This window comes from Polycladomyces abyssicola, from assembly GCF_018326425.1.
Classification (GTDB): domain Bacteria; phylum Bacillota; class Bacilli; order Thermoactinomycetales; family JIR-001; genus Polycladomyces; species Polycladomyces abyssicola.
In genome coordinates, this window is sequence record NZ_AP024601.1 from 1,585,217 (window position 1) to 1,606,718 (window position 21,502).

A 21,502-nucleotide genomic window follows, 5' to 3' on the forward strand; every position below is an offset into this window, starting at 1 on the left:
CGGCCATGGATTGATCATTGACATTCGGTTGGTTTCCATGTATATTAACGCTGGGTTTTGACAAAATCGAATAGCGGACTCCTCTGTTAGGTGAGGCTCCTATACGGAGACAGGCTACTGCCCAAAAATGTCGAGAGACGCCAATGGGTCAACAAAAAAGATCGGATTAAGGTCTTTTTTAATGTAGCTGGGAGGCATCACTGGCCGACCTATGCCGTATAGTGCTAAAACTCAACGAGGGAGTGGTTGCAACCGAATGTCGCGTTGATGCGGTATTCGGGTAGATGTTTTTTGCAAAAAACCCTCTCGTTGACGAGGGGTTTTTTGTTTGGACTGAAAAAGTTGTTCCTTTCTTGGACACAGGAGGGAATGATAAATGAACGAACGGTAGCCAAGGAGGGTGAGAGGGATGAAAACAGAAGCGTTGGAAGAAATCCGAGCCGTTCTTGCGATAGAGGACAAAGAAGCGTTGGCCGAACGCGTCAGTTCGTTGCAACCGTATGACCTGTCTGAGATGCTTCGTGAGATGGACCACCAAGAGCAGCTTCGGTTGATCTCGAAGTTGCCGTTGTCCGTTGCGGCGGAGACGTTGGAGTATATTGAACCCGAATTGCAATATCGCATTTTGCACCATTTGGAGGATGAGATCACTTCTCCTTTGTTGAAGCGGATGTCCTCCGACACGGTTGTGGACATGTTGCTGGCCATTCATCCCTTGCAGGCGGCTCGGCTGTTGGACCTGCTCCCTGAAGATTATCGAAAAAAGATCGACACGTTGATGACGTTCCCCGAAGATACGGCGGGAAGTTTGGCAACGGTCGACTATATTTCTGCTCGCGAAGGCTGGACGGTGGAACAAACGCTGAATCACGTTCGAAAAGTAGGACATGAGGCGGAAATCATTTCCTATATCTACGTAACCAATGTTCGTGGCGAATTAGTGGGTGTCGTCTCTTTGAAGGAGATCATTCTGGCCCCACCCGGGACACGGTTGTCCGAAATTGTGACGGAAGACGTGATTGCCGTCACTGCTGACACGGAACAAGAAGAAGCTGCAGAGCTGTTGTTCCGCTACGATTTTGTGGCGTTGCCCGTGATCGATGCGCAAAAGCGGATGATTGGGATTATCGCGGTCGATGACTTAATCGATGTGATCCAGGAAGTGACAACGGAGGATTTTCAAAAGCTGGGGGGAAGCCAACCCCTGACCGAACCGTATTTCAAAACATCGGTGTGGGGATTGTTTCGCAAACGGATCGGATGGCTGTTGTTTCTGTTTGTGGGCGGTGCCTATACGGCCAATGTGTTGAGCCATTATAACGAAGCCATGTCCAAGATCATCGCTCTGTCCTTTTTCGTACCGTTGTTGATCGGGACAGGCGGTAACACCGGTTCCCAAATTGTCAGTATGTTGGTACGGGCATTAGGGATGGGAGAAGTGCAGTTTTCGGATCTGTTTCGGGTGGTTAGAAAAGAATTGATGGTCGGTGTCTTTTTGGGTGTTGCCATGGGATTGGTCGGTTTTTTGCGCGCCTATCTGTTGGGTGTTTCTTATGACATCGGCATGGTGGTGGCTTTGTCGGCTCTGGCCATCGTGATCTGGGCCTCTTTCGTGGCGGCCATCCTGCCGTTGGTACTGCACCGGCTGCGCATTGATCCCGCCGTGGTTTCCGGACCGTTTATCAGTACGTTGGTGGACGGTACGGGATTGATCATCTATTTTACGATCGCACAATTGTTGTTGCATGTTTGAACCCCGTCCGCATCATTCCTCTCACCAGAAAACAAAAACCCCCCTGCTCATGCAGGGAAGGTTCCAGTTGCCCCTGCACCCAACGGGTGCAGGGGTTTTGTCATTCCCAAATTCGCAAGAGAAAACTGAGCAGAAAAAGTCCTGCGATCAAGTACAGTGGTATCGGCACACTCTTGGCTTGACCTTTGGCGGCTTTCAACACCGGATAGGCGATAAACCCGAAAGCCATGCCATCCGCAATACTGTAAGTCAGCGGAATGGCGGCGACGATCAGATAAGCGGGGAACCATTCACTCATATCATCCCACGGGATCCGGCGAACGTTGCCCAACATCAGTCCTCCGAGCACGATCAGAACGGGGGCGACCGCACTTGGGGGGATCAATTTCATCCAAGGCAGGAAAAGCAGGGACACCAAAAACAGCACACCGGCGGTGATCGCCGTGATTCCTGTCCGTCCGCCCGCCGCGATTCCGGCAGCGCTCTCCACGGTGGATACGGTGGAGCTGGTGCCCAGCAATCCGGCTGTCATGGCTGATACTGCATTGGCCTGAAAAGAACGGCCAAATTGTTCTTTCCGAGGTAACATGCTGTGAAGCAGTCCCATGTTTTCAAACACGATGATCAGCGTCAATGAGAAGGTGGCGATCCAGAACGGCAGGCGATCCCATCCCTCAGTGGTGAGCGATCCCGCCACTTTCCAATAGGTTTGCAGTGCCACTTCCGTCCCGCCGGATCGCTCGATTAACCCCCAACCGGCTGCCAACGCGCTACCGGACAGAATGCCGATCAGGAAGTTGCCGCGTACACCGCGAATCATCAAAATGACGATCAGCAGCAATGTGATCAGCGTCACGATGACACGCGGCTCGGCCAAGCTGCCCATGGCGATCATGGAGTAATCGTTGGCGGTTACGATGCCGCCTTTTTGCAGCCCGATCAATGTCAAAAATAATCCGATCCCCACACTGATGCCGGCGTTGAGGGAGGACGGTACTGCTTGACTCAGCCAGTCGACAAGCGGGGAAAACGAGACGACAGTGAACAACAAGCCGGACAGGAAGACAACAGTGAGCGCTTCCTGCCAAGTCAGATGCATAGATTGTACGACGGTGTAGGAGAAAAAAGCGTTGACGCCCATACCGGGAACCAACACGATCGGCGCGTTGGCCCACCATCCCATCAGCATGCATCCCACAAACGCGGTCAGTGCGGTGGCGATGATCCCCGCCTGCATCGGAATGCCCGCATCAGCCAAAATGGCCGCATTGATCACGATGATGTAAGCAACTGTGAAGAATGAAGTCAAACCGGCCAGTATTTCCTGTTTCCACGTGGTTTGGTGTTTGTGAAGAGCAAATCGTTCCCACAATCTTTTCCGCAATCTCCTACCTTCTTTCCTTGATAGACCCTCTCCCACCCGTGACCGATGTCACCATCAATAATATAGCAGATCCATCCGTAAGGGACCAATTGTTGTCTCGACCCCTTTAATCAGGTTACACTTCCAGTTCAGCGTGTCGCATGTGCGATGTTTCTACCTGGATCGTGGTGTGACGAATCTGAAACCGATCTTCGATGATTCGTACGGCTTGCTGCAGAATCCGCTGACTGTCGCCGTCATCCTCGATCACCAAATGACAGCTAAGGGAGTCCAGCCCTGATGTGATCGTCCATACGTGCAGGTCATGCACATTGATCACCTTGTCGATCCCCATCAACGTCCGCTTCAATTCATCCTGATCAATGGTCACGGGCGCCCCTTCCATCAGAACGTGGGTAGTATCCCGGATGACGCCCCAGGCGCTTTTGAGAATCAACAGCACGACGAACACGCTAATGATCGGGTCGGCTATGTACCATGAAAAAAAGGTGACCAGAAGTCCAGCGACAATGGTGCCTACCGACCCCAGGGCGTCTCCCAAGATATGGAGGTAGGCACTGCGGACGTTGAGGTTTTCCTTGATGTCGCTCGTTTTGATGAGGACCGCCGCAGAGACCAGATTGGCGATCAACCCAATGAAGGCAACGATCAGAACGGTATTTCCAGCGACTTGCGGAGGGTTTAAGAAGCGTTGGTATGCTTCCCACAAAATTATGCCAGCAACAACAAACAGGGCGATCCCGTTGATCAAAGCGGCAAGAATCTCTAACCGGTAAAAACCGTAAGTTTTGCGGGGAGAAGGGGGTTTGACGGCAAACCAAATGGCCAACAGACTCAAGGCAAGAGAAGCGGTGTCGCTGAACATGTGTCCGGCATCGGAAAGCAGCGCCAAGCTGTTGGAGAGAATCCCCCCTGCAATTTCCATAAACATGATGGCGGCCGTTATCACCAAGGCGACGGACAATCCTTTTTTGTTTTGGATCCGTTGTTCGAACGGGTCGTGATGTCCATGATGATGGTGGTGCATTGTTAACCCCCTATTTCGATGTATGTGTCACATGCTCAACCGTTTGTCTCAGCAATGTCAGCACGTGATCGTCATCGCAGCTGTAATAAATAGTGTGTCCTTCCCTGCGATGTCTGACGAGGCGCAAGGTGCGAAGGTAGGCCAGTTGATGGGAGATGGCCGATGAAGTCAGTCCCAGCTGTTCGGCGATCCGACTGACGGAGCATTCTTCGATCGACAACAGATGCAAAATCTTCAGTCGGGTTGGGTCGGATAATGCCTTGAACGTTTGCGAGGCCGCCTCGACGATATGTGGGTCCAGTGGTGGCAATGCTTTGATTTGGTTCATGTTGTCTCCTCACTTCATTTCTTATTATTTGATCACATATTCAAATACTATTTTATCCGATCCCTCAAGGTGACGGCAATCATGATCGCGTGATATACTTATTTTTCGATAATCGAAAAAAGAGTGAGGCGAACCGGATGCGCAAGGCGTTCAGCATGTGGGATACGTTGATGGAATCGTTGCAATGGCTGGTATTTCTATTGGCCAATGCGTTGGCCCTACCGGTCATCATCGGTCAGATTTACCGCTTATCTCCGGTGGAGGTGGCCGATCTGATGCAGCGCACGTTGTTCGTGGTGGGTCTGACATCGTTCTTGCAAGGCCGGTGGGGTCATCGTCTGCCTGTGGCGGATGGACCGGCAGGGCTGTGGTTGGGAATCTTCGTCATCCTCGGTCTCTCTTCTGTTCAGGCCGGTGCATCGGCCTCCACGACGTTGCAAGCGTTGGAGGGAGCCATGTTGGTGACGGGAGCGGCCCTGTTTTGGCTGGGGATATCGGGATGGACGGGCCGGATCTTGTCCCTGTTTTCTCCCTTGGTGATCGGTACGAATTTGTTGTTGCTGGCCATCCAATTGAGCGGGACGTTTTTAAAAGGGATGCTGGGCATTGGTGACCGGGTACACCCTATGTCTGTCGGAATGGCGTTAACGGCTTTTGGCGTGTTCCTTTCAGTGCTCGGATTGTCAATCTGGGGAAAGGGATTTGTTAAAAGTTACGCAGTATTGATCGGGATTGCTGCGGGTTGGCTGGTATTCGTCCTGCTTGGGTGGCATGAACGAACGAATGTGACAGCTCCGTTCCGGCTCCCTACACTTTTTGCATGGGGCTTGCCACGGTGGGATTTCGGATTGATAGTGACGGGAGTGATGATGGCACTGGTGTTGCTGTCCAATGTGGTGGCCAGTGTGTCCGCTGTCCGACAAGTAGTGGGATTCAAGGGTGAAGAAATCCAAACGTTTAATCGCAGCAGTTGGGTCGGCGGTCTGTCCAATGCGGTGTCCGCATTGTTTTCCACTGTCGGTATGGTCCCATTGTCCATATCCGCCGGTTTTATTCAGATGACGGGCCAGAAACGGCTCTTGCCGTTCATGATGGCTTGCGCCTCTTTGGTGATCGTTTCGTTTTTCCCCATCCTGACATCGTTTCTTGCGATGTTGCCGGGGCCAGTGGCGTATGCAGCGATGCTGGCCTCGTTCACCCAAATGGTCGGCATCGGTCTGCGCGCCTTGTGGAGTCGGGAACCGGACCAGAGACGGTTGACGATCATCGGTGTCTCCATTTCGTTGGGTACAGGTGTCATGTTTCTGCCCCCCGAAGTATTTGTGCACATGCCGTCAGTTCTCCAAAATGTAACGGGCAACGGTTTGATGGTGGGAACGCTGATCGCACTCATTCTGGAGCAGGTGTGGCGGGAACGTCCGGAAAATGCGCAGTGAAATGCCCAAATGTCAGATGTCTCTCAATTGAAAAACAAAAACTAGTTTGTATCACAGACTTAATGTATCCTTATTTTCATCCCACAAGTGGAACGAAACCCGGCGGCAATCCCGTTTGTCCGCCGGGTGATCTTAGATCGCTTTCGCCACCATCACGGCCAATATCGACCCCAAAACGACATACATAATATGCAGTCGCCAATACGCCAGGATTGCGGCAACGATCCCCCCAGTCAGACCGATCCACGGTTCTCCTTCGGCGACGGACATAATTCCGGGAAAGATCAATGCTCCCAAGGCCGCATACGGGATACTGTCGAGCCATTCCCGTGCCCATTCAGGCCATGTGATACGATCCATGATCCATACGGGAAGCCATCGGGGGATCAGTGTCACCACCGACATGCCCAAAATGATGAGCAGTAGATGGTCTGTCATCCCTTTTTCCTCCTCATCAACCAAACTCCGGCCAATCCTCCCAGTACGGTGGACAACACGATCGACCAACCGCTGCTGAGAAACAAGCCCAACACCGTATTGAGCCCCATGCTGACCAAGGCGATCAACCCCCATTTTCCGTTGTCCCTGACCGCCGGGATCAGCAATCCGATAAACATGGCGTACAGCGCTATAGACATGCTTTCACTGATACTCGGGGGAATGACCTGAGATAACAATCCACCGATCAGGGTACCGATCACCCAAGTGGTATAGGAAGTGAGGATCAGTCCCGCGAGAAACCACTTGCCGATCGTTTCTTTTTGCAAGGAAGCGACAGCGAAGGTTTCGTCCGTGATACCGCTGGAGACGGCCATTTTCCATGCAGCGGGCATCTTTTTCAGCTTGTTCATCAGGGATAATCCCATCACAAAATGGCGGAAATTCAATACGAACGTCGCCAGCACGATTTCCAACGATCCAGCTCCCGTCGATAGCATATTGACGGCCATAAACTGGCTGGCGCCGGCATAAACCAAGCCCGACATACAGACGGACAAAAGGGGCGGGATTCCGGCCTGCTGGGCGATCATGCCAAACGCAACAGCGATGGGAAGGTATCCCACCACGATGGGAATGGCCGACAATACCCCTGCGGTAAATTCCGATCTCGCCGAGATTGATTGGGTGTGTGTTTTTTCTGCTATGGGTATCACCCCTTTTTGATCGTGTCGGTATACTTTATTTATCTTTTGGATCATTATAATATACAAACTGATCGAAAGAAAACGTCATTTTGCTGTGTACTTGGAGGGAATACAACAAGATGGAAAATCCATGGGAAGAGAAGCATATCGGAAAACGGGTGGGAGCCAATCTCCGCAAAATCCGTGTTCATCGTGGTTTGAGTATGGAAGCGTTAGCCAGGCAAATCGGGATCAGTAAAGTGACGCTACTCAAAATTGAAAACGGTGAAGCCAATCCGACTCTCTCGGTGATTTGGAAAATCGCCAATGGTTTATCCGTTCCCGTAACTGCCTTGTTATCGGTGGAGACGGATGTGGCCGTCTCCAGAAAGAGAGAGGGGATTGTCTTGTCGGATCCCGATGAAATGTTTGTCGTTGAGCCTGTTTTCCGTTCGCATCAACCGCATGTGTTTGAGTTGTACCGGGGATACTTGCAGCCACACGGCACCTACCGATCGGAGGCACATCCGCATGGTGTGGTGGAATTTGTCACGGTGATGTCTGGCCGGCTGGACGTGGAAATCGACGGTGAGCGGTATCAACTTTACGAACATGATGTCATCCGCTTCAATGGTGACATACCCCACCAATACATCAATCCGTCATCGTCTCCGACAGTTTTGCATTTCGTCATCACCTATGATCAACCTGTTACCGGAAAATCCGTATGGTTTGAAGGTTCGGTCTGATTGAAATCTCATCAGTATGATATATTGAATAAAAATTCTCGTTCAGATAAGGGGGATCGGTATGGGAATGCTTTTTTCGGCTTTACTTCCGGAGCATGAAGCGTTCATTAAGAAACAGCGCATATTTTTTGTGGGTTCCGCTCCTTTAAGTGAAGAGGGACACATCAATATCTCTCCGAAAGGATATGATGTGCTGCGCATATTTTCGCCAACAGAAGTGGGTTATCTGGACCTGACAGGTAGTGGAAACGAAACAAGTGCCCACCTGAAGGAGAATGGAAGGATCACGTTGATGTTTGTTTCGTTTGAAGGTCCTCCCATGATTCTGCGCTTGTATGGAAGGGGGCGTGTGATATTACCTGATTCATCTGAATGGAATCAATTGATTCATCACTTTGATCTCCTTCCGGGAGCACGCCAAATCATGTATGTAAACGTACAGGAAGTGAAAACGTCATGCGGCTATAGCGTTCCTGTCTTCTCCTATTCAGGTGAACGTGAGACTCTCCGACGGTGGGCCAGTCAAAAGGGGGAGAAAGGTCTTCAAAGTTACCATCAAGAAAAAAATTCGATGAGCATGGATGGGATCGTCACCCCGTTGGGTCTTTCAAAGAGTGAGATTAGCTAATCCAGCATGCCTGACCGGCGGAACACAAATATTGAAACAACACACTCAAATTCTCCTCACTCTTAAAAAGCATGGAAGCCGATTCCGATGGATTTTGCGGGAAACGGCTTATTTATTTGGGTACATAATTAAAACCAGTTTGCTTCACAAACTACATTCGTTTCTTTTTCAATTCCCCCAAAGGAAATGAAACCGACCCTGTTCCGAAAAAATACATACATATCTCGTCCATTTCTCCGAATAGACTGTATGGACAAGGAATTTTCCTTAAATCGGGAGAGGTTCACATGTGGAAGAGATGGATCGGCTTGTTGGTCATATTGTGGAGCAGTTTCTTCATATTGCACAGCTATGGATCAGAATCAGCATTCGCCATGGAGCAAACGCAACCGATGCAGTGGGCACGTCAGGCAGAGCGAGTGTATCAGTTGGTGCAGCGGGGGGATTTATTGGCCGCACGCGATGCGTTGACAGTGCTTTCGCGCAGTTTCTCCCGTGCAAATCTGTCTCCCCTCGGATTGTCGGTGGAGCAGATTCGCACGTTGTCGCAAACGTTGGTGGAAATGGAACAGGAGTTGAACCGAGTACGCCCCAACCCGACCACATTGATGGCGGCGGCGCTTCGTATGCGAATGGCATTTGATGCGTTGACGCATCCCAATCAGCCACTGTGGAGACAGTATTACTCGGTTTTGCAACGGGATTTGACCGCTATCGACCGGGCGATCAACACAGGGAATCAAGTGCGTGCGCGCATGGCGGTTGATGCCCTGCTCAATCATTATCGTCTGATACGCCCCGCCATCGTGATCTCACGTACCCCGACGACAGTGACCAAGGTGGATTCGGTTTTGGCCTTTCTGCGCAATCAATCGCGGCCGACGTGGAACCCCGCGTTGCTGCGCGATGGAGTGAGTCGTTTGCGCGAGATGCTGAATCCGCTGTTTTACGGACCGGAGGAACAGGTAACAGCTGTCTACGGTGAATGGGACATGCCGATCGTCTCGTTCATGTTGATGGTAGGCGGGGTGATCGTGTCCGTGCTGACTTATGTCGGTTGGAAGAAGTATCGGGCGGTGCATCTACCGTAACGTAATACTATTGTGCTTCATTTTTCTTTTTTCGTTCCCAAAGAATCTCAATCCCAACAACCATAACCGAAACCGGAATTGGGAACAATCTATTTACCCAGTGGATCCAAACAAAGGGGCTCAAACGGAAAGTCCCATTTTACTAGGTAACACTTTAGATACTCAAAAATGACTGTCATGCTATAGACAAAAAGAAACATAAAAAGAAAGTGAATCTTATTCATTTTTCCTCCTCCAAACAATCATGTCAGATGCACCTATCTAGAAATTCGTAAAACAGGCTGGATTTTGTGCTTCAACAAAAAACCCCCGCTTTGGACGGGGGTCATTGCGTTTTGGCTTCCTCGGGGCTGTCGTAAGTAAACCCTTCTCCCAAAACGTCCCGTACATCGTGGACGACCACGAACGCATACGGATCAACGGAGTGGACGATTTGTTTGAGCCGAGGCAGTTCGTTCCGGTTGACGACCACGTAAAGGACTTCCTTGTCCACACCGGTATATCCGCCTCTCCCTTTTAACAAAGTGGCACCTCTGTCCATTTCTTTGGTGATCTTGTTGGAAATAGCGACGGCGGAGTTGGAGATGATGGTCGCCGCTTTGGCAGCATTCAATCCTTCAACGACAAAGTCGACGACGCGTGCACCAACAAAGACGGCGACCATGGTATACATCGCTTTTTCCCGGCCGATATACACATAGGACAGCGTCAATACGCCTAGGTCGAACAGAAAAAACGTGCGTCCGATGCTCCAGTCGAGATACTTGTTCAACAGACGGGCGATGATATCGACACCACCGGTAGTCCCTCCAACCCGAAAGATCAGCCCCAATCCGACGCCCACCAGTACACCTGTATACAGGGCGGCCAACAGCAGGTCATCGAGCGGACTGCCCCATCCTTTGGTCAGTTCCAAAAACAAAGACGAGGCGTTGGTGCCGATCAGGGTGTAGATGAGCGTCTGTTTCCCGAACACTTTGTACCCGATGAAATAAAGCGGGATATTGAGGAGGAAAATAAAGAGCGCCGGTGAGATACCCAATTGATAGTGCGCCAACAGTGCCAAACCGGTGAAACCACCTTCGGCTAGTCGATTATTGACGGCAAAGTAATTGACGCCGACAGAATAGATAAAAGCACCCAACAAGATAAGTGCAATGTTTTTGACGTGTTTTTTCATACGATCCCGCCTTTGCTTTGTTTCCATATTTAAAATGCCCAGTTTCTCACCTGCTATATTATACAAGGGGGTTTATTGCGGCATCAATGAGGATCTGTAAAGGGTGGATGAGGGATTTGTCTTCCCGTCTCAAAATGAGGTAACATGTAGGAGATTGAGGAGGGTTCTCAGAATGGAACGTAAAACAATGTACGATATGCAGCAAGAAGTGGACCGATATATTCGTCAGTTCAAGGAAGGGTATTTTCAACCGTTGTCCATGTTGGCCCGCATGACGGAGGAAGTGGGCGAGCTGGCGCGGGAAGTGAATCACCGCTACGGAGAAAAGCCGAAAAAAGAGGGTGAAGCAGAGAACAGCATCGATATGGAATTAGGTGATCTCCTGTTTATTATCATCTGTTTCGCCAATTCACTCGGAATTGATTTGGAAGAGGCGTTTGACCGCGTCATGCACAAATACAACACGCGAGACGCCAATCGCTGGACCCGCATCGAATCGAAAAACGAAGCATGAGCGCATACATGGGAGGGAGCAATCGATGAGCGAGATTCGTGTAGCGGTGGCCGGAGCGAGCGGCCGCATGGGACAAGAAGTGGTAAAGTTGTTGTATCGGGAAGAGGGAATGACGCTGGTCAGCGGCATTGCCCGTTCCGCAGTGGGACAAGATGTGGGAGAAGTGGCGGGCATCGGCAAATTGGGCGTGACATTTACCGGATCGGTGGAAGAAGCGATAGCCAAAGACCGTCCCGACGTGCTGGTGGATTTCACCACACCGGATGCGGTGCGGCGTCATGCGGAAATCGCGTTGGAAGCGGGAGTTCGCCCCGTGATCGGCACCAGCGGCCTGTCGCGGGAGGATTTGCGCGAATTGGATGCACGTTGTCGCGAAAAGGGCATCGGGGCGATCGTGGCGCCCAACTTCGCCATCGGCGCTGTGCTGATGATGGTGTTTGCGGCTAAGGCGAGCAAGTATCTGCCACATGTGGAGATCATCGAATTGCATCATGACAAAAAGCTGGACGCACCATCGGGTACAGCCGTCAAAACAGCGGAGTTGATCGCGGATGTCCGTGATGAGTTTCGCCAAGGACATCCTGAGGAAAAAGAGACGTTGGAAGGAGCGCGCGGCGCTTACTACGACGGCTTCCGCATACACAGTGTACGTCTTCCCGGCATCGTGGCACATCAAGAGGTTCTATTCGGCGGGCCGGGACAGTTGTTGACGATCCGTCACGATTCGCTGAACCGGGAGTCGTTTATGCCGGGTGTAAAGCTGGCCATTGAGAAAGTGATGGAATTGGATCATCTGGTATACGGGCTGGAAAACATCTTGGATTTATAAAGGAAGTGACAAGGTGACTACACACTTGTCCCGCTATCCGCTGATGTGGGGAGAAACACCGCTGCACCGTTTGCACGGGTTGGAGCGGATGACCGGGCTGGAGGAATGCTGGGTCAAACGGGATGATCTGACCGGGATTGCGTTTGGCGGAAACAAGGTGCGCAAACTGGAGTATCTGCTTGGCGATGCATTGGCGAAGGGGTGCGACACGGTCATCACCGGTGGCAGCCCGCAGTCCAACCACGCCCGGCTGACGGCGGCGTGTGCGCGACGTGCCGGACTGGAAGCATGGCTCTGTTTTGCCGGGAAGCACATGGGCATTCAGCAGGGGAACCTGTTGTTGGACCACATTTTGGGTGCGGAGATGAAGACGACCGGTGTGTACGGTTCTGAACCACTGCTCGAAGAAATGGAAAAATGGGCCGAAGAAGCACGGCAAAAAGGGAAAAAGCCGTATGTGATTCCGGTAGGTGGTTCCACGCCCATCGGGGATTACGGTTACAAGCGGGCGTGGGATGTTTTGCTGGATCAGCTGTCAGAAGTGGGAGCCCATCCGGAGTCGATCGTACTTGCTGTCGGCAGTGGCGGTACGTTGGCCGGTCTGTTGGCGGGGAAGGCGCTTCGCCCCGCCCCCATCAAGCTGATCGGGATCAGCGTATGGCTGAAGGCGGATGAGCTGACACGTGTGGTTGTGCGCATGGCGAACGATCTTCTGGCGTTTCTCGGCTCCGATCGACGTCTTTCGGCTGCGGAAGTGCATGTGGAAGACGCCTACATAGGGAAAAAATACGGGGTTCCATCGGATGCGGGTAATGAAGCGATCCGTCTTTTGGCCAGGTCGGAGGGGTTGTTCGCCGATCCCATCTATACCGGCAAGGCATTGGCAGGCCTGTTGGATCTGTTCCATCGCTGCAGAATCGGTTCCCGTGTCTTGTTTTGGCACACCGGAGGAACACCGGCATTATTTACGCATGCCCATTCTTTTGCACGGGAGGGATGAGCCGATGCACATCGCATTGATCGCGCACGACCGAAAAAAAGAGCAAATGGTGAATTTTGCGATCGCCTATCGAGATATATTGAAGCAACATCATCTTTACGCAACAGGAACGACCGGTCAGAAGATCATGGAGGCGACGGGGCTCCAAGTCCACCGGTTTCAATCTGGACCGCTCGGTGGAGACCAACAAATCGGGGCATTGGTGGCGGAAAACAAATTGGACTGCATCATTTTTCTTCGCGATCCGCTGACGGCCCAGCCTCACGAGCCGGATATTTTGGCACTGCTCAGGTTGGCCGACGTGCACGGCATTCCCGTGGCCACCAACCTCGCGTCGGCGGAAGTGATGATCCGCTCGATCCAACAAGGGGATTTCGCTTGGCGGGAGATCGTGAATCAGGCCAACGCCAAAAAAGAGGAGGGGAATCAATGACAGTCGGCCAACGTGTGGACATTTTGGCATTCGGCGCCCATCCGGATGATGTGGAAATCGGAGCGGGCGGCATTTTGGCCAAACATCAGGCCCAAGGGTTTTCGGTAGCGATCTGCGATCTGACGGCGGCAGAGCTTTCCTCCAACGGGACGGTGGAATTGCGCCGACAAGAGGCAAAAAGAGCGGCTTCCATACTTGGTCTGACCGAAAGGGTCAATCTCGGATTTCCAGATCGGGGGCTGAAAGGTACAGAAGAACAGATTCGACGCATGACTGAGGTGATCCGACGATTGCGCCCGCGCATTGTGTTGGCTCCGTACGAGAAGGATCGTCATCCCGACCATGTGGCTTGCAGTCGGATGGTGAAGGAAGCGGTGTTTGACGCCGGAATCCGCAACCGGAAAGTGGACGGAGACTGGCCTGCTCATCGGGTGGAACAAGTGTTCCATTACTTTATCAACGATGTTGGACCCGCAGACGTAATCGTCAATATCACTGATGTTTACGAACGAAAGATGGAGGCGATCCTGGCCTATGCCAGTCAGTTTGACCGCTCTCAGGGCGAAGTGGACACGCCACTCAATCATCCCAGTTATTTGGCAATGATTCGCGGGCGGGATCAACTTTGGGGCCATCAAATTCGCGCATTGTACGGGGAGGGTTTGGCAAAGACCCGTCCGTTGGCGATGGATCGGCTCCTGTGACAAGGAGGCCTCAGCAGTATGAGAATCGGCATTTCATGTTACCCCACACACGGGGGTTCGGGCGTGGTGGCCACCGAACTGGGCAAGATGATGGCGGAGCGTGGCCACCAGGTTCATTTCATCACGTACAGCATGCCATTTCGTCTCGGACGATTTCATCATCATATCCATTATCACGAAGTAGAAGCGAACCGTTATGCGGTATTCAAATATCCGCCCTATGATCTGGCATTGGCCAACCGAATGGCCCAAGTGGCCAAGATCCATCAATTGGACATTCTGCACGTTCACTACGCCGTTCCGCACGCCATTTGTGCGTATCTGGCCAAACAGATGACCGGCGGGGCGTTTCGGGTGGTAACAACCCTGCACGGGACGGACATCACCGTATTGGGGGAAGATCCGTCTCTCAGGGATATCATCTGTTTCGGTATACGTGAGAGCGATGCGGTGACGGCGGTGTCGGATGATCTGGTGAAGCAGACGCGTGAGTCGTTTTGCGTGGATTCGTCCATCCAACGCATTTATAACTTTGTTGATCCGCGCGTTTACTATCCACGCGATGTCTCGCACATCCGGGCCCAGTACGCGAGGCCGGACGAAAAATTGCTGCTTCATATTTCCAACTTTCGCGCCGTTAAACGGGTGGATGACGTGGTCCGCGTGTTTGAAAAAGTACAGCGCCAAATCCCCGCCAGACTGTTGCTGGTGGGCGACGGGCCCGAATGGCCGCGGGTGGCGGAATTGGTGAATGAACTGAAGCTGGATCGGAAAGTGGTCTTTCTCGGGAAACAGGATGAAGTGGCGCAACTCATTTCTCTCGCCGATTTGCTGTTGTTGCCTTCCGCAAAGGAAAGTTTCGGACTGGTGGCGCTGGAAGCGATGGCCTGCGGCGTTCCGGCCGTTACATCCAACGCGGGCGGTTTGCCGGAGGTGGTAAAACACGGGGAAACCGGATACCTGGCGGAGATTGGGGATGTGGACCAGATGGCCGCGTATGCACTGGAGTTGTTGACAGACCCGGTCAAGCACCGTCGGTTCTCCGAAAACGGGTTGAAACGGGCGCGGGAACACTTCAGTGCGGAGAAAATCGCGGATGAATACGAAGCGTTGTATCAGCGGGTATTGGCTGAGCCGTGAGAGTAGGGAGGAAGAAGATGGACCCACGAAAAGCGGCATTGTGGGTGATGGAACGTCTGGAGTCAGCAGGATATCAAGCATATCTGGTCGGAGGGTGCGTTCGTGACGAGTTGTTGGGCAAACAGCCGAAGGACTACGACGTCACAACGGATGCCCGACCGGAGACGGTACAGGCGTTGTTTCCCCGTACCGCAGCAACAGGTCTGAAGCATGGAACCGTAACTGTGATTCACCGCGGGCAACCGGTGGAGGTGACCACTTTTCGGGTTGAGACAGGCTACTCGGATCATCGTCGACCCGACAAAGTGGTCTTTGTTTCCCGTTTAGAGGATGATCTGGCACGGCGGGATTTCACCGTCAATGCGATGGCGATGGACCGAGAGGGGCGCCTGTATGATCCGTTTGGCGGACAGAAAGACTTGAAGGAGAAGCGAATCCGAACGGTTGGAAACGCGGAAGAGCGATTCGCAGAGGATGCGTTGCGCATGTTGCGGGCAGTTCGTTTCAGCGCTCAGCTGGGATTTCGGATCACTGACAAGACGGGCCGTGCCATCTGCCGGATGCGCCATACTCTGAGACATCTGGCCGTGGAACGGGTGACGGCGGAGTTGGAGAAAGTGTGGTCGGTGAAGTCTCCATCCATCGCGGTGCAGTATATACATGAGTGGGAGCTGTTACCTCATCTCCCGCCGTTTCACCGCTGGGACCAGATCCAAAAGGCGGAACTGCAACCGGCGGAACGGTTTGACCGTCTTACCACCCGCGAAGGCAGATGGGGGTTATTGTTACACGCCTGCCACGTTCCTCCGGAGCAAGCGGCGGGACATTTGCGGTTGTTGCGTTTGAAATCGGCGGATGTAAAAACTATTAGCCGGATCTATCAGTTGGCGTTCGACTGTCGGGATTGGCACCCGATTACCCCGGTTGAGGGGAAACGGCTCCTTCTCCGACACGGGACGGAACCGGTGTTACAATCTCTACAGTGGAGTCGGGTGATGGGGCATATGGATACAGAGACTGCCGAACAACTGGAAATGATGTTTGAGAGATGGGCCAGGGAAATGCCTGTACGGCAACTGTCTGACCTGGCGATTGACGGAGGCCACCTGATCCAGGCGACGGGGCGTCCTCCCGGTCGATGGGTGGGACAGGCTTTGGCGTATCTGCTGGAGCAAGTAGCGTTGGGACGGTTGCCCAACGACCGTTCCCGATTGTTGGAGGAGGGAAGGCGATTTGGGAAGTGAGATCCGTGAACACCTGTTGGCGTTACTGATCGAGCATGCCGATCAATTCGTATCCGGTGAGGAGATCAGCAGACAGCTGGGTTGTACCCGTACGGCGATCTGGAAGCATATCGACGAATTGAGGAAGGCAGGATATGAAATCGAAGCTAGACCGAAAGCGGGGTATTGTCTCCGGTATCAGCCGGATCGGATTGCGCCAGAGGAGATCAAGGCGTTGCTCTCCACGCGACGGTTCGGACATGCTATTCATTATGTGGAATCGGTGGATTCGACGCAGTGGCTGGCTCACCAGGGCGTGCGCTCCGGTGCGAAGGAGGGAGCCCTGTTTCTCGCCGACGAGCAGACACAGGGCCGCGGACGTATGGGGCGCAAATGGCACTCGCCGCCGCGGTCCGGTATTTGGATGAGTTTGTTGTTACAGCCACAAATCCCGCTCAATCTCGCTCCACAGTTGACCTTGATGGCGTCAGTCGGGGTAACGCGGGCCATCCGACGGGAAACGGGTTTGCCGGTCACCATCAAATGGCCCAACGACCTGTTGATCGACGGGAAAAAAGTATGCGGTATCCTGACGGAGTTAAGAGGAGAACAGGATCAAATTCACTATGTCGTTCTGGGGATCGGGATGAATGTCAATACACCGGCTGCATCGTTCCCTGAGGATTTGAAAACCATCGCCACCTCTCTGGCCGCCGAAAGTGGGCGCACCTATCGACGGGCAAAGCTGATCGCGGCGATTTTGGAAGAATTGGAGCATGTGTATGATCTGTATTTGACCGAGGGCTTTGAGCCAATTCGCCATTCCTGGGAATCTTTCGCCTGCATGCTCGGTCAATCAGTGACGGCTCATACCCCGCAAGGGCCGCGTCAGGGTATAGCCAGGGGGCTTCATGCTTCGGGAGCGTTATTGTTGGAAACCGACGAAGGAGTCGTCGTCCCTGTTTACTCGGCGGACATCCGGCAGGTATGAGCGGGGATTGTCAAAGCGGCTATTTTGCGTTACCCTTAATTCGACGGCAATATCCCTTTTTCGGGAGTTGCACGTCAGTGTGGGTCTGATGGACATGATAAGTGACAACCGAATTGTTTTTTAAGTCTGCTCTGAGCCTGAGGGAGGGACGGAGACAGAGAAAAGGGTGAAACCAACGCCTTTTCAGTCCTTTTTCCGGCTGGGAGGCGTTTTTTGTCTTTCGCGGGTTCCCGTTCGGCTCAGGAGCGATCGGAGGGAATCGAGATGGAAGGGCGGAAAAAAGTCACCACCCGCATGTTGCGCGACATGAAGGAAAAAGGACAGAAAATCGCCATGATTACGGCCTATGATTATCCTTCGGCCAAATTGGCGGATCAGGCGGGGGTGGACGTGATTTTGGTGGGGGACTCGCTGGGAATGGTGGTATTGGGGTATGATTCCACTATTCCGGTCACCATCGATGATATGGTGCATCACACCAAAGCGGTCACCCGCGGAACGAAACATGCGTTCGTCGTATCCGATCTGCCGTTTCTCACAAGCCATTTGGGAACGGAGCATGCGCTTCGAGCCGCAGGACGCCTGATGCAGGAAGCGGGAGCGAAAGCCGTCAAGATCGAGGGTGGTGAAGAAATCCTGCATGTGGTACGCGCTTGTGTGGCGGCCGGCATTCCGGTGATGGGCCACCTGGGCTTGACACCGCAATCGGTTCATCAACTGGGCGGATACCGGGTGCAGGGGCGCGATGCCGAGACGGCACAGCGCCTGATCCGTGATGCCCGTTTGCTGGAAGAGGCGGGAGCGTTCGCGTTGGTATTGGAGTGCGTGCCGGAGGAGTTGGCACGGGAAATTACCAATGCAATCACCATCCCGACGATCGGAATCGGGGCAGGACGTTACTGTGACGGACAAGTACTGGTCTTCCACGACGTCTTGCAAATCTCCAGCGAGGTGAACCCTTCTTTCGTCCAAGCGTTTGCGGAGGCGGGAGCGGTGATGCAGGAAGGTATTTGTCGTTATGTGCAAGCTGTCAAAGAAACGCGTTTTCCACAGGAAGAACACGTGTTCCACCTCTCTGACGAAGCGATGGCCACATTGTATGGAGGTAAGGGATTGAGCAGAAAATGAAGATCATTCATTCGATTCAGGAATTGCGACAAACCTTGCGACCCCTTCGCTCGGGAACGATTGGTTTCGTACCGACGATGGGTTACTTGCATCGAGGGCACCAAAGTCTGATGGACCGGGCCCGTCAAGAATGCGACACGGTTGTGGTATCTGTTTTCGTCAACCCGTTGCAGTTCGGGCCAAATGAGGATTATGACCGCTACCCCAGAGATTTGGAACGAGATGCAGCGATTGCCGAAGCTGCGGGTGTGGACTATTTGTTTGCGCCCAGTGTTGATGAAATGTATCCGTCGGAATCATTGACCACCGTGACCTTGCGCCAAATCACCGAGCCTTTGTGCGGTGCATCGCGTCCCGGTCATTTCGACGGTGTGGCAACCGTGGTAACGAAGCTGTTTCACATCGTCCAACCCGACAAGGCGTACTTTGGTTTGAAAGACGCGCAACAAGTGGCGGTCATCCAGCAGATGACAGAGGATCTCAATTTTCCGGTGGAGATCGTGCCTTGTCCGACAGTACGGGAGCCGGACGGTTTGGCGATGAGCTCCCGCAACGTGTACTTGTCGCCGGAAGAGCGACAGCAAGCGACCGTGTTGTACCGGGCACTGCGAGCGGCAAAAGAGCAAATTGAAGCGGGTACACTGACACGGGCGGCAGACGTGACTGCTTTTTTGGAGAAAGAAATCCGTACACAACCACTAGCGGACATCGACTACGTGCAGGTGTTGACCTATCCGCGGTTGGAACCGATTGACCGTTTGAAAAATGAGCGCATTATCATGGCGGTGGCAGTTCGGTTTGGCTCAACGCGGTTGATCGATAACCTGATTCTGCCGGAAGAGGGGGACCGATGATGTTTCGAACGATGATGAAGGCCAAGATTCACCGGGCCACGGTAACAGAAGCCAATCTGAACTACGTGGGCAGTGTGACGATCGACGAGGAGATTTTGGAACGTGTTGACATTTTGCCCAATGAAAAAGTGCAGATTGTCAACAACAACAATGGGGCCCGCTTGGAAACCTACGTAATTCCCGGTCCGCGAGGCAGCCGGACCATTTGTTTGAATGGGGCAGCAGCCCGTCTGGTTCAGCCGGGTGATAAGGTGATTATTATCTCCTACGCTTTGATGAGCGAGGAAGAGATCGCCCGTCATCAGCCGAAAATCGCGATTATGGGAGAGAACAACGAGATCCAGACGGTGATCGGAGAAGAAGTGCACGGTACGGTCTTATAAAGAGCGAAAACGTGGATGGATTTGGTTGCCACTCCAGATGAAGCGAGAAACCCACGCCGTGTCTCTGTGGGGCAAGTCACAAATGGTGTAAGAAACAAGCCGTTCCATCAGGGAGCGGCTTGTTTTCGTTTTTGGAGGGCTTACCATTGCGATCCCACCTTTTTTCAGCATGGAAAACGGGACGCGGGAGATACTCATAGCGAAAACCGCTGATGGGAGGGATGACCGTGTTTCACCAGTGGATCGATACCATCCTGCAAGGGTTAACTGAAATCGAAGACCAATATCCCACCGGTTCCGCTCAGGAACGTGAACGACTCAAAGAGCGGTTTCACCAAATTCAAACGGTATGCCAACATTTGTTGGAGTCATGGTCATTGGTGGAGGAACAGATGGCACGATTGCTTCAGCGTCATCCCGAGCTGTCTGTCCAGGATCAGGTGTTTGAGGAAGAATTTTGGTTGCGCGAGGAATCGGTACGGCAGTTTCGACAAGGTCAGGGGTATTATCAATTGCGGATGTTTGCGCAAGCGGAGGATGCGTTTTACCAAGTGGTAAAGGACGAACCCGAATTTTTGCTCGGACGGATCTATTTGGCACTCAGCCATTTTCAGTCAGGTGAATGGGACGAAGCAGATCGTCAGTTCCAAATGGTGGCCAAAACAGCGACGCATGACGTCTTTCTCGGCTTTGCCCATCATATGCTGGGATGTGTGCGGGTCAAACGCGGGGATGACCGCCAGGCGATCCGAGTGTTTCACAAGGCGCTGTCGTACGACCAGCACAATCCGGATACGTGGTTCAACATCGGTACGTGTCACTTCCGCCTGGGTGAATACACAGATGCGATCCGCCACTTTTTTCAAGCTGTGTTGTTGGATGAGGAAGATTGGGAAGCCATGTTGTCTCTGTCACAGTGTTATCAGCAAATAGGGGAGCGGGAAAACGGCCTGTACTGGCGAATATGGGTATACGAAAAAACGCGCCATCCCCATGTGATGGAAGCGATTGCCCATGACTACGAGGAAATGGGTAATCCGGAGGAGGCTTTATTGTGGTATCGGAAGTTGCTGTCGCATGACCCCGTCAACCCTGCCGCTTATAACGGAATCAGTTGGAACCTGTGGACGCTAGGCAAAACGACCGATGCCGAGATGTGGCTGAAAAAAGGGTTAAGTTTGGCTCCTCAAAACCCGGATTTGCTGTTCACTCGATTATGGATGTGGATGCAGCAGGGTGAATGGGCAAAGGCGGAACAAATGATGACTCGGGTACCGGATCATGTCAAACAGCAGCCGGATTGGTTGTTGATCCGTTCTCAATTTCTGACTCATCTGCACGAGTTCTCCAGGGCAGAATCACTGGCGGAGGCGGTCATGCAGCAGTCAGTACCGTCCGTTCAAGCCATGGGTTGTTTTCAAAAAGGGCGGATTTTATTGGAACAGGGTCGTACTGCAGAGGCGATCCGGCTGTTTCAACAAGCGCAACAGCTTTGCGTTCAATGGAAAGAACCCGTTTTTTTCGAAGGATTGTGCCATTTTATCGATGGACGTCCCGATTTGACCCGGCAACGCTGGCAACATTTGTCCACATGAATGGAGGG

23 protein-coding genes and 1 riboswitch are annotated in these 21,502 nt (G+C 52.7%); of the genes, 17 read left to right on the top strand and 6 right to left on the bottom strand.

Annotated elements, in window-relative coordinates; all coding sequences use genetic code 11:
- Positions 1-75: 75 nt before the first annotated feature.
- Positions 76-249, top strand: a riboswitch (M-box (ykoK) riboswitch).
- A gap of 160 nt (positions 250-409) precedes the next feature.
- Entirely contained in the window at positions 410-1,753 is a 1,344-nt protein-coding gene (mgtE, locus tag KI215_RS07940; RefSeq protein ID WP_212774975.1) for a magnesium transporter, read from the top strand.
- A gap of 100 nt (positions 1,754-1,853) precedes the next feature.
- Here mgtE and KI215_RS07945 read toward each other — a convergent pair whose 3' ends face one another.
- From KI215_RS07945 to KI215_RS07955, 3 genes are all read right to left on the bottom strand, one after another.
- On the bottom strand, positions 1,854-3,137 hold the full coding sequence (locus KI215_RS07945; RefSeq protein ID WP_212774976.1) for an NCS2 family permease: 1,284 nt from the start codon (positions 3,135-3,137) through the stop codon (positions 1,854-1,856).
- Between the two features lie 115 nt (positions 3,138-3,252).
- Positions 3,253-4,164, bottom strand: coding sequence for a cation diffusion facilitator family transporter (locus KI215_RS07950; RefSeq protein WP_212774977.1), 912 nt, complete (start codon positions 4,162-4,164; stop codon positions 3,253-3,255).
- 10 nt (positions 4,165-4,174) lie between these two features.
- A complete protein-coding gene (locus KI215_RS07955) occupies positions 4,175-4,492 on the bottom strand; it encodes an ArsR/SmtB family transcription factor (RefSeq protein WP_212774978.1) in 318 nt (105 codons plus the stop codon).
- A gap of 137 nt (positions 4,493-4,629) precedes the next feature.
- Here KI215_RS07955 and KI215_RS07960 point away from each other — a divergent pair, with 137 nt between their 5' ends.
- Positions 4,630-5,928, top strand: coding sequence for a purine/pyrimidine permease (locus KI215_RS07960; RefSeq protein WP_212774979.1), 1,299 nt, complete (start codon positions 4,630-4,632; stop codon positions 5,926-5,928).
- A 132-nt stretch (positions 5,929-6,060) separates the two neighbouring features.
- Here the strand turns inward: KI215_RS07960 and KI215_RS07965 are convergent, their stop codons facing one another.
- Together KI215_RS07965 and KI215_RS07970 are read right to left on the bottom strand one after the other, a co-directional pair.
- A complete protein-coding gene (locus KI215_RS07965) occupies positions 6,061-6,366 on the bottom strand; it encodes an AzlD domain-containing protein (protein ID WP_212774980.1) in 306 nt (101 codons plus the stop codon).
- Positions 6,363-7,013, bottom strand: coding sequence for an AzlC family ABC transporter permease (locus KI215_RS07970; RefSeq protein WP_246512247.1), 651 nt, complete (start codon positions 7,011-7,013; stop codon positions 6,363-6,365). The genes KI215_RS07965 and KI215_RS07970 overlap by 4 nt, the downstream gene beginning before the upstream one ends.
- A gap of 179 nt (positions 7,014-7,192) precedes the next feature.
- Between KI215_RS07970 and KI215_RS07975 the strand changes: the two genes are divergently transcribed.
- The 3 genes from KI215_RS07975 to KI215_RS07985 all read left to right on the top strand — a co-directional run bounded on the left by KI215_RS07975 (position 7,193) and on the right by KI215_RS07985 (position 9,520).
- Entirely contained in the window at positions 7,193-7,801 is a 609-nt protein-coding gene (locus tag KI215_RS07975; RefSeq protein ID WP_212774982.1) for a helix-turn-helix domain-containing protein, read from the top strand.
- Positions 7,802-7,862: 61 nt separating this feature from the next.
- Positions 7,863-8,429, top strand: a complete 567-nt coding sequence (locus tag KI215_RS07980; protein ID WP_212774983.1) for a pyridoxamine 5'-phosphate oxidase family protein — start codon at positions 7,863-7,865, stop codon at positions 8,427-8,429.
- A gap of 287 nt (positions 8,430-8,716) precedes the next feature.
- Entirely contained in the window at positions 8,717-9,520 is an 804-nt protein-coding gene (locus KI215_RS07985) for a sporulation protein YpjB (protein WP_212774984.1), read from the top strand.
- Positions 9,521-9,845: 325 nt separating this feature from the next.
- On the opposite strand, the gene KI215_RS07990 is transcribed toward KI215_RS07985, so the two are convergent.
- On the bottom strand, positions 9,846-10,700 hold the full coding sequence (locus KI215_RS07990) for a YitT family protein (protein ID WP_212774985.1): 855 nt from the start codon (positions 10,698-10,700) through the stop codon (positions 9,846-9,848).
- A gap of 172 nt (positions 10,701-10,872) precedes the next feature.
- Between KI215_RS07990 and KI215_RS07995 the strand changes: the two genes are divergently transcribed.
- From KI215_RS07995 to KI215_RS08050, 12 genes are all read left to right on the top strand, one after another.
- On the top strand, positions 10,873-11,214 hold the full coding sequence (locus tag KI215_RS07995) for a nucleotide pyrophosphohydrolase (protein ID WP_212774986.1): 342 nt from the start codon (positions 10,873-10,875) through the stop codon (positions 11,212-11,214).
- 25 nt (positions 11,215-11,239) lie between these two features.
- Positions 11,240-12,043: a 4-hydroxy-tetrahydrodipicolinate reductase gene (dapB, locus tag KI215_RS08000; protein ID WP_212774987.1), complete on the top strand. Its 804-nt coding sequence runs from the start codon at positions 11,240-11,242 to the stop codon at positions 12,041-12,043.
- A gap of 13 nt (positions 12,044-12,056) precedes the next feature.
- The gene (locus KI215_RS08005) at positions 12,057-13,043 is read left to right on the top strand and encodes a 1-aminocyclopropane-1-carboxylate deaminase/D-cysteine desulfhydrase (RefSeq protein WP_212774988.1); all 987 of its coding nucleotides are present in this window, start codon (positions 12,057-12,059) and stop codon (positions 13,041-13,043) included.
- A 4-nt stretch (positions 13,044-13,047) separates the two neighbouring features.
- Positions 13,048-13,476 carry a methylglyoxal synthase gene (mgsA, locus tag KI215_RS08010; RefSeq protein ID WP_212774989.1) on the top strand — a complete coding sequence of 143 codons (429 nt, stop codon included), beginning with the start codon at positions 13,048-13,050 and terminating at the stop codon, positions 13,474-13,476.
- On the top strand, positions 13,473-14,180 hold the full coding sequence (gene bshB1, locus KI215_RS08015) for a bacillithiol biosynthesis deacetylase BshB1 (RefSeq protein WP_212772255.1): 708 nt from the start codon (positions 13,473-13,475) through the stop codon (positions 14,178-14,180). Before mgsA ends, bshB1 begins: the two co-directional genes overlap by 4 nt.
- An 18-nt stretch (positions 14,181-14,198) precedes the next feature.
- On the top strand, positions 14,199-15,320 hold the full coding sequence (gene bshA, locus KI215_RS08020; RefSeq protein ID WP_212772256.1) for an N-acetyl-alpha-D-glucosaminyl L-malate synthase BshA: 1,122 nt from the start codon (positions 14,199-14,201) through the stop codon (positions 15,318-15,320).
- A gap of 17 nt (positions 15,321-15,337) precedes the next feature.
- Positions 15,338-16,564 carry a CCA tRNA nucleotidyltransferase gene (locus KI215_RS08025; RefSeq protein WP_212772257.1) on the top strand — a complete coding sequence of 409 codons (1,227 nt, stop codon included), beginning with the start codon at positions 15,338-15,340 and terminating at the stop codon, positions 16,562-16,564.
- Complete coding sequence (locus KI215_RS08030; RefSeq protein WP_212772258.1) at positions 16,554-17,534, top strand: biotin--[acetyl-CoA-carboxylase] ligase; 981 nt, start codon at positions 16,554-16,556, stop codon at positions 17,532-17,534. Before KI215_RS08025 ends, KI215_RS08030 begins: the two co-directional genes overlap by 11 nt.
- A 264-nt stretch (positions 17,535-17,798) precedes the next feature.
- Complete coding sequence (panB, locus tag KI215_RS08035; RefSeq protein WP_212775122.1) at positions 17,799-18,662, top strand: 3-methyl-2-oxobutanoate hydroxymethyltransferase; 864 nt, start codon at positions 17,799-17,801, stop codon at positions 18,660-18,662.
- Positions 18,659-19,516, top strand: a complete 858-nt coding sequence (panC, locus tag KI215_RS08040; protein ID WP_212772259.1) for a pantoate--beta-alanine ligase — start codon at positions 18,659-18,661, stop codon at positions 19,514-19,516. The genes panB and panC overlap by 4 nt, the downstream gene beginning before the upstream one ends.
- Positions 19,516-19,899: an aspartate 1-decarboxylase gene (gene panD / locus KI215_RS08045; RefSeq protein ID WP_212772260.1), complete on the top strand. Its 384-nt coding sequence runs from the start codon at positions 19,516-19,518 to the stop codon at positions 19,897-19,899. The genes panC and panD overlap by 1 nt, the downstream gene beginning before the upstream one ends.
- 227 nt (positions 19,900-20,126) lie before the next feature.
- Positions 20,127-21,494, top strand: coding sequence for a tetratricopeptide repeat protein (locus tag KI215_RS08050; protein ID WP_212772261.1), 1,368 nt, complete (start codon positions 20,127-20,129; stop codon positions 21,492-21,494).
- Positions 21,495-21,502: the final 8 nt, after the last annotated feature.

Excerpts from the sequence above, each read along its gene's own strand:
- KI215_RS07950 (WP_212774977.1), bottom strand. The coding sequence starts at position 4,164 with ATGCACCACCATCATCATGGACATCACGACCCGTTCGAACAACGGATC.
- mgtE (WP_212774975.1), top strand. The coding sequence starts at position 410 with ATGAAAACAGAAGCGTTGGAAGAAATCCGAGCCGTTCTTGCGATAGAG.
- panC (WP_212772259.1), top strand. The coding sequence starts at position 18,659 with ATGAAGATCATTCATTCGATTCAGGAATTGCGACAAACCTTGCGACCC.
- mgsA (WP_212774989.1), top strand. The coding sequence starts at position 13,048 with ATGCACATCGCATTGATCGCGCACGACCGAAAAAAAGAGCAAATGGTG.
- panD (WP_212772260.1), top strand. The coding sequence starts at position 19,516 with ATGTTTCGAACGATGATGAAGGCCAAGATTCACCGGGCCACGGTAACA.
- KI215_RS07955 (WP_212774978.1), bottom strand. The coding sequence starts at position 4,492 with ATGAACCAAATCAAAGCATTGCCACCACTGGACCCACATATCGTCGAG.
- bshA (WP_212772256.1), top strand. The coding sequence starts at position 14,199 with ATGAGAATCGGCATTTCATGTTACCCCACACACGGGGGTTCGGGCGTG.
- bshB1 (WP_212772255.1), top strand. The coding sequence starts at position 13,473 with ATGACAGTCGGCCAACGTGTGGACATTTTGGCATTCGGCGCCCATCCG.
- KI215_RS07965 (WP_212774980.1), bottom strand. The coding sequence starts at position 6,366 with ATGACAGACCATCTACTGCTCATCATTTTGGGCATGTCGGTGGTGACA.
- KI215_RS07995 (WP_212774986.1), top strand. The coding sequence starts at position 10,873 with ATGGAACGTAAAACAATGTACGATATGCAGCAAGAAGTGGACCGATAT.
- dapB (WP_212774987.1), top strand. The coding sequence starts at position 11,240 with ATGAGCGAGATTCGTGTAGCGGTGGCCGGAGCGAGCGGCCGCATGGGA.
- KI215_RS07960 (WP_212774979.1), top strand. The coding sequence starts at position 4,630 with ATGCGCAAGGCGTTCAGCATGTGGGATACGTTGATGGAATCGTTGCAA.
- KI215_RS07985 (WP_212774984.1), top strand. The coding sequence starts at position 8,717 with ATGTGGAAGAGATGGATCGGCTTGTTGGTCATATTGTGGAGCAGTTTC.
- KI215_RS07980 (WP_212774983.1), top strand. The coding sequence starts at position 7,863 with ATGGGAATGCTTTTTTCGGCTTTACTTCCGGAGCATGAAGCGTTCATT.
- panB (WP_212775122.1), top strand. The coding sequence starts at position 17,799 with ATGGAAGGGCGGAAAAAAGTCACCACCCGCATGTTGCGCGACATGAAG.
- KI215_RS07975 (WP_212774982.1), top strand. The coding sequence starts at position 7,193 with ATGGAAAATCCATGGGAAGAGAAGCATATCGGAAAACGGGTGGGAGCC.
- KI215_RS07990 (WP_212774985.1), bottom strand. The coding sequence starts at position 10,700 with ATGAAAAAACACGTCAAAAACATTGCACTTATCTTGTTGGGTGCTTTT.
- KI215_RS08025 (WP_212772257.1), top strand. The coding sequence starts at position 15,338 with ATGGACCCACGAAAAGCGGCATTGTGGGTGATGGAACGTCTGGAGTCA.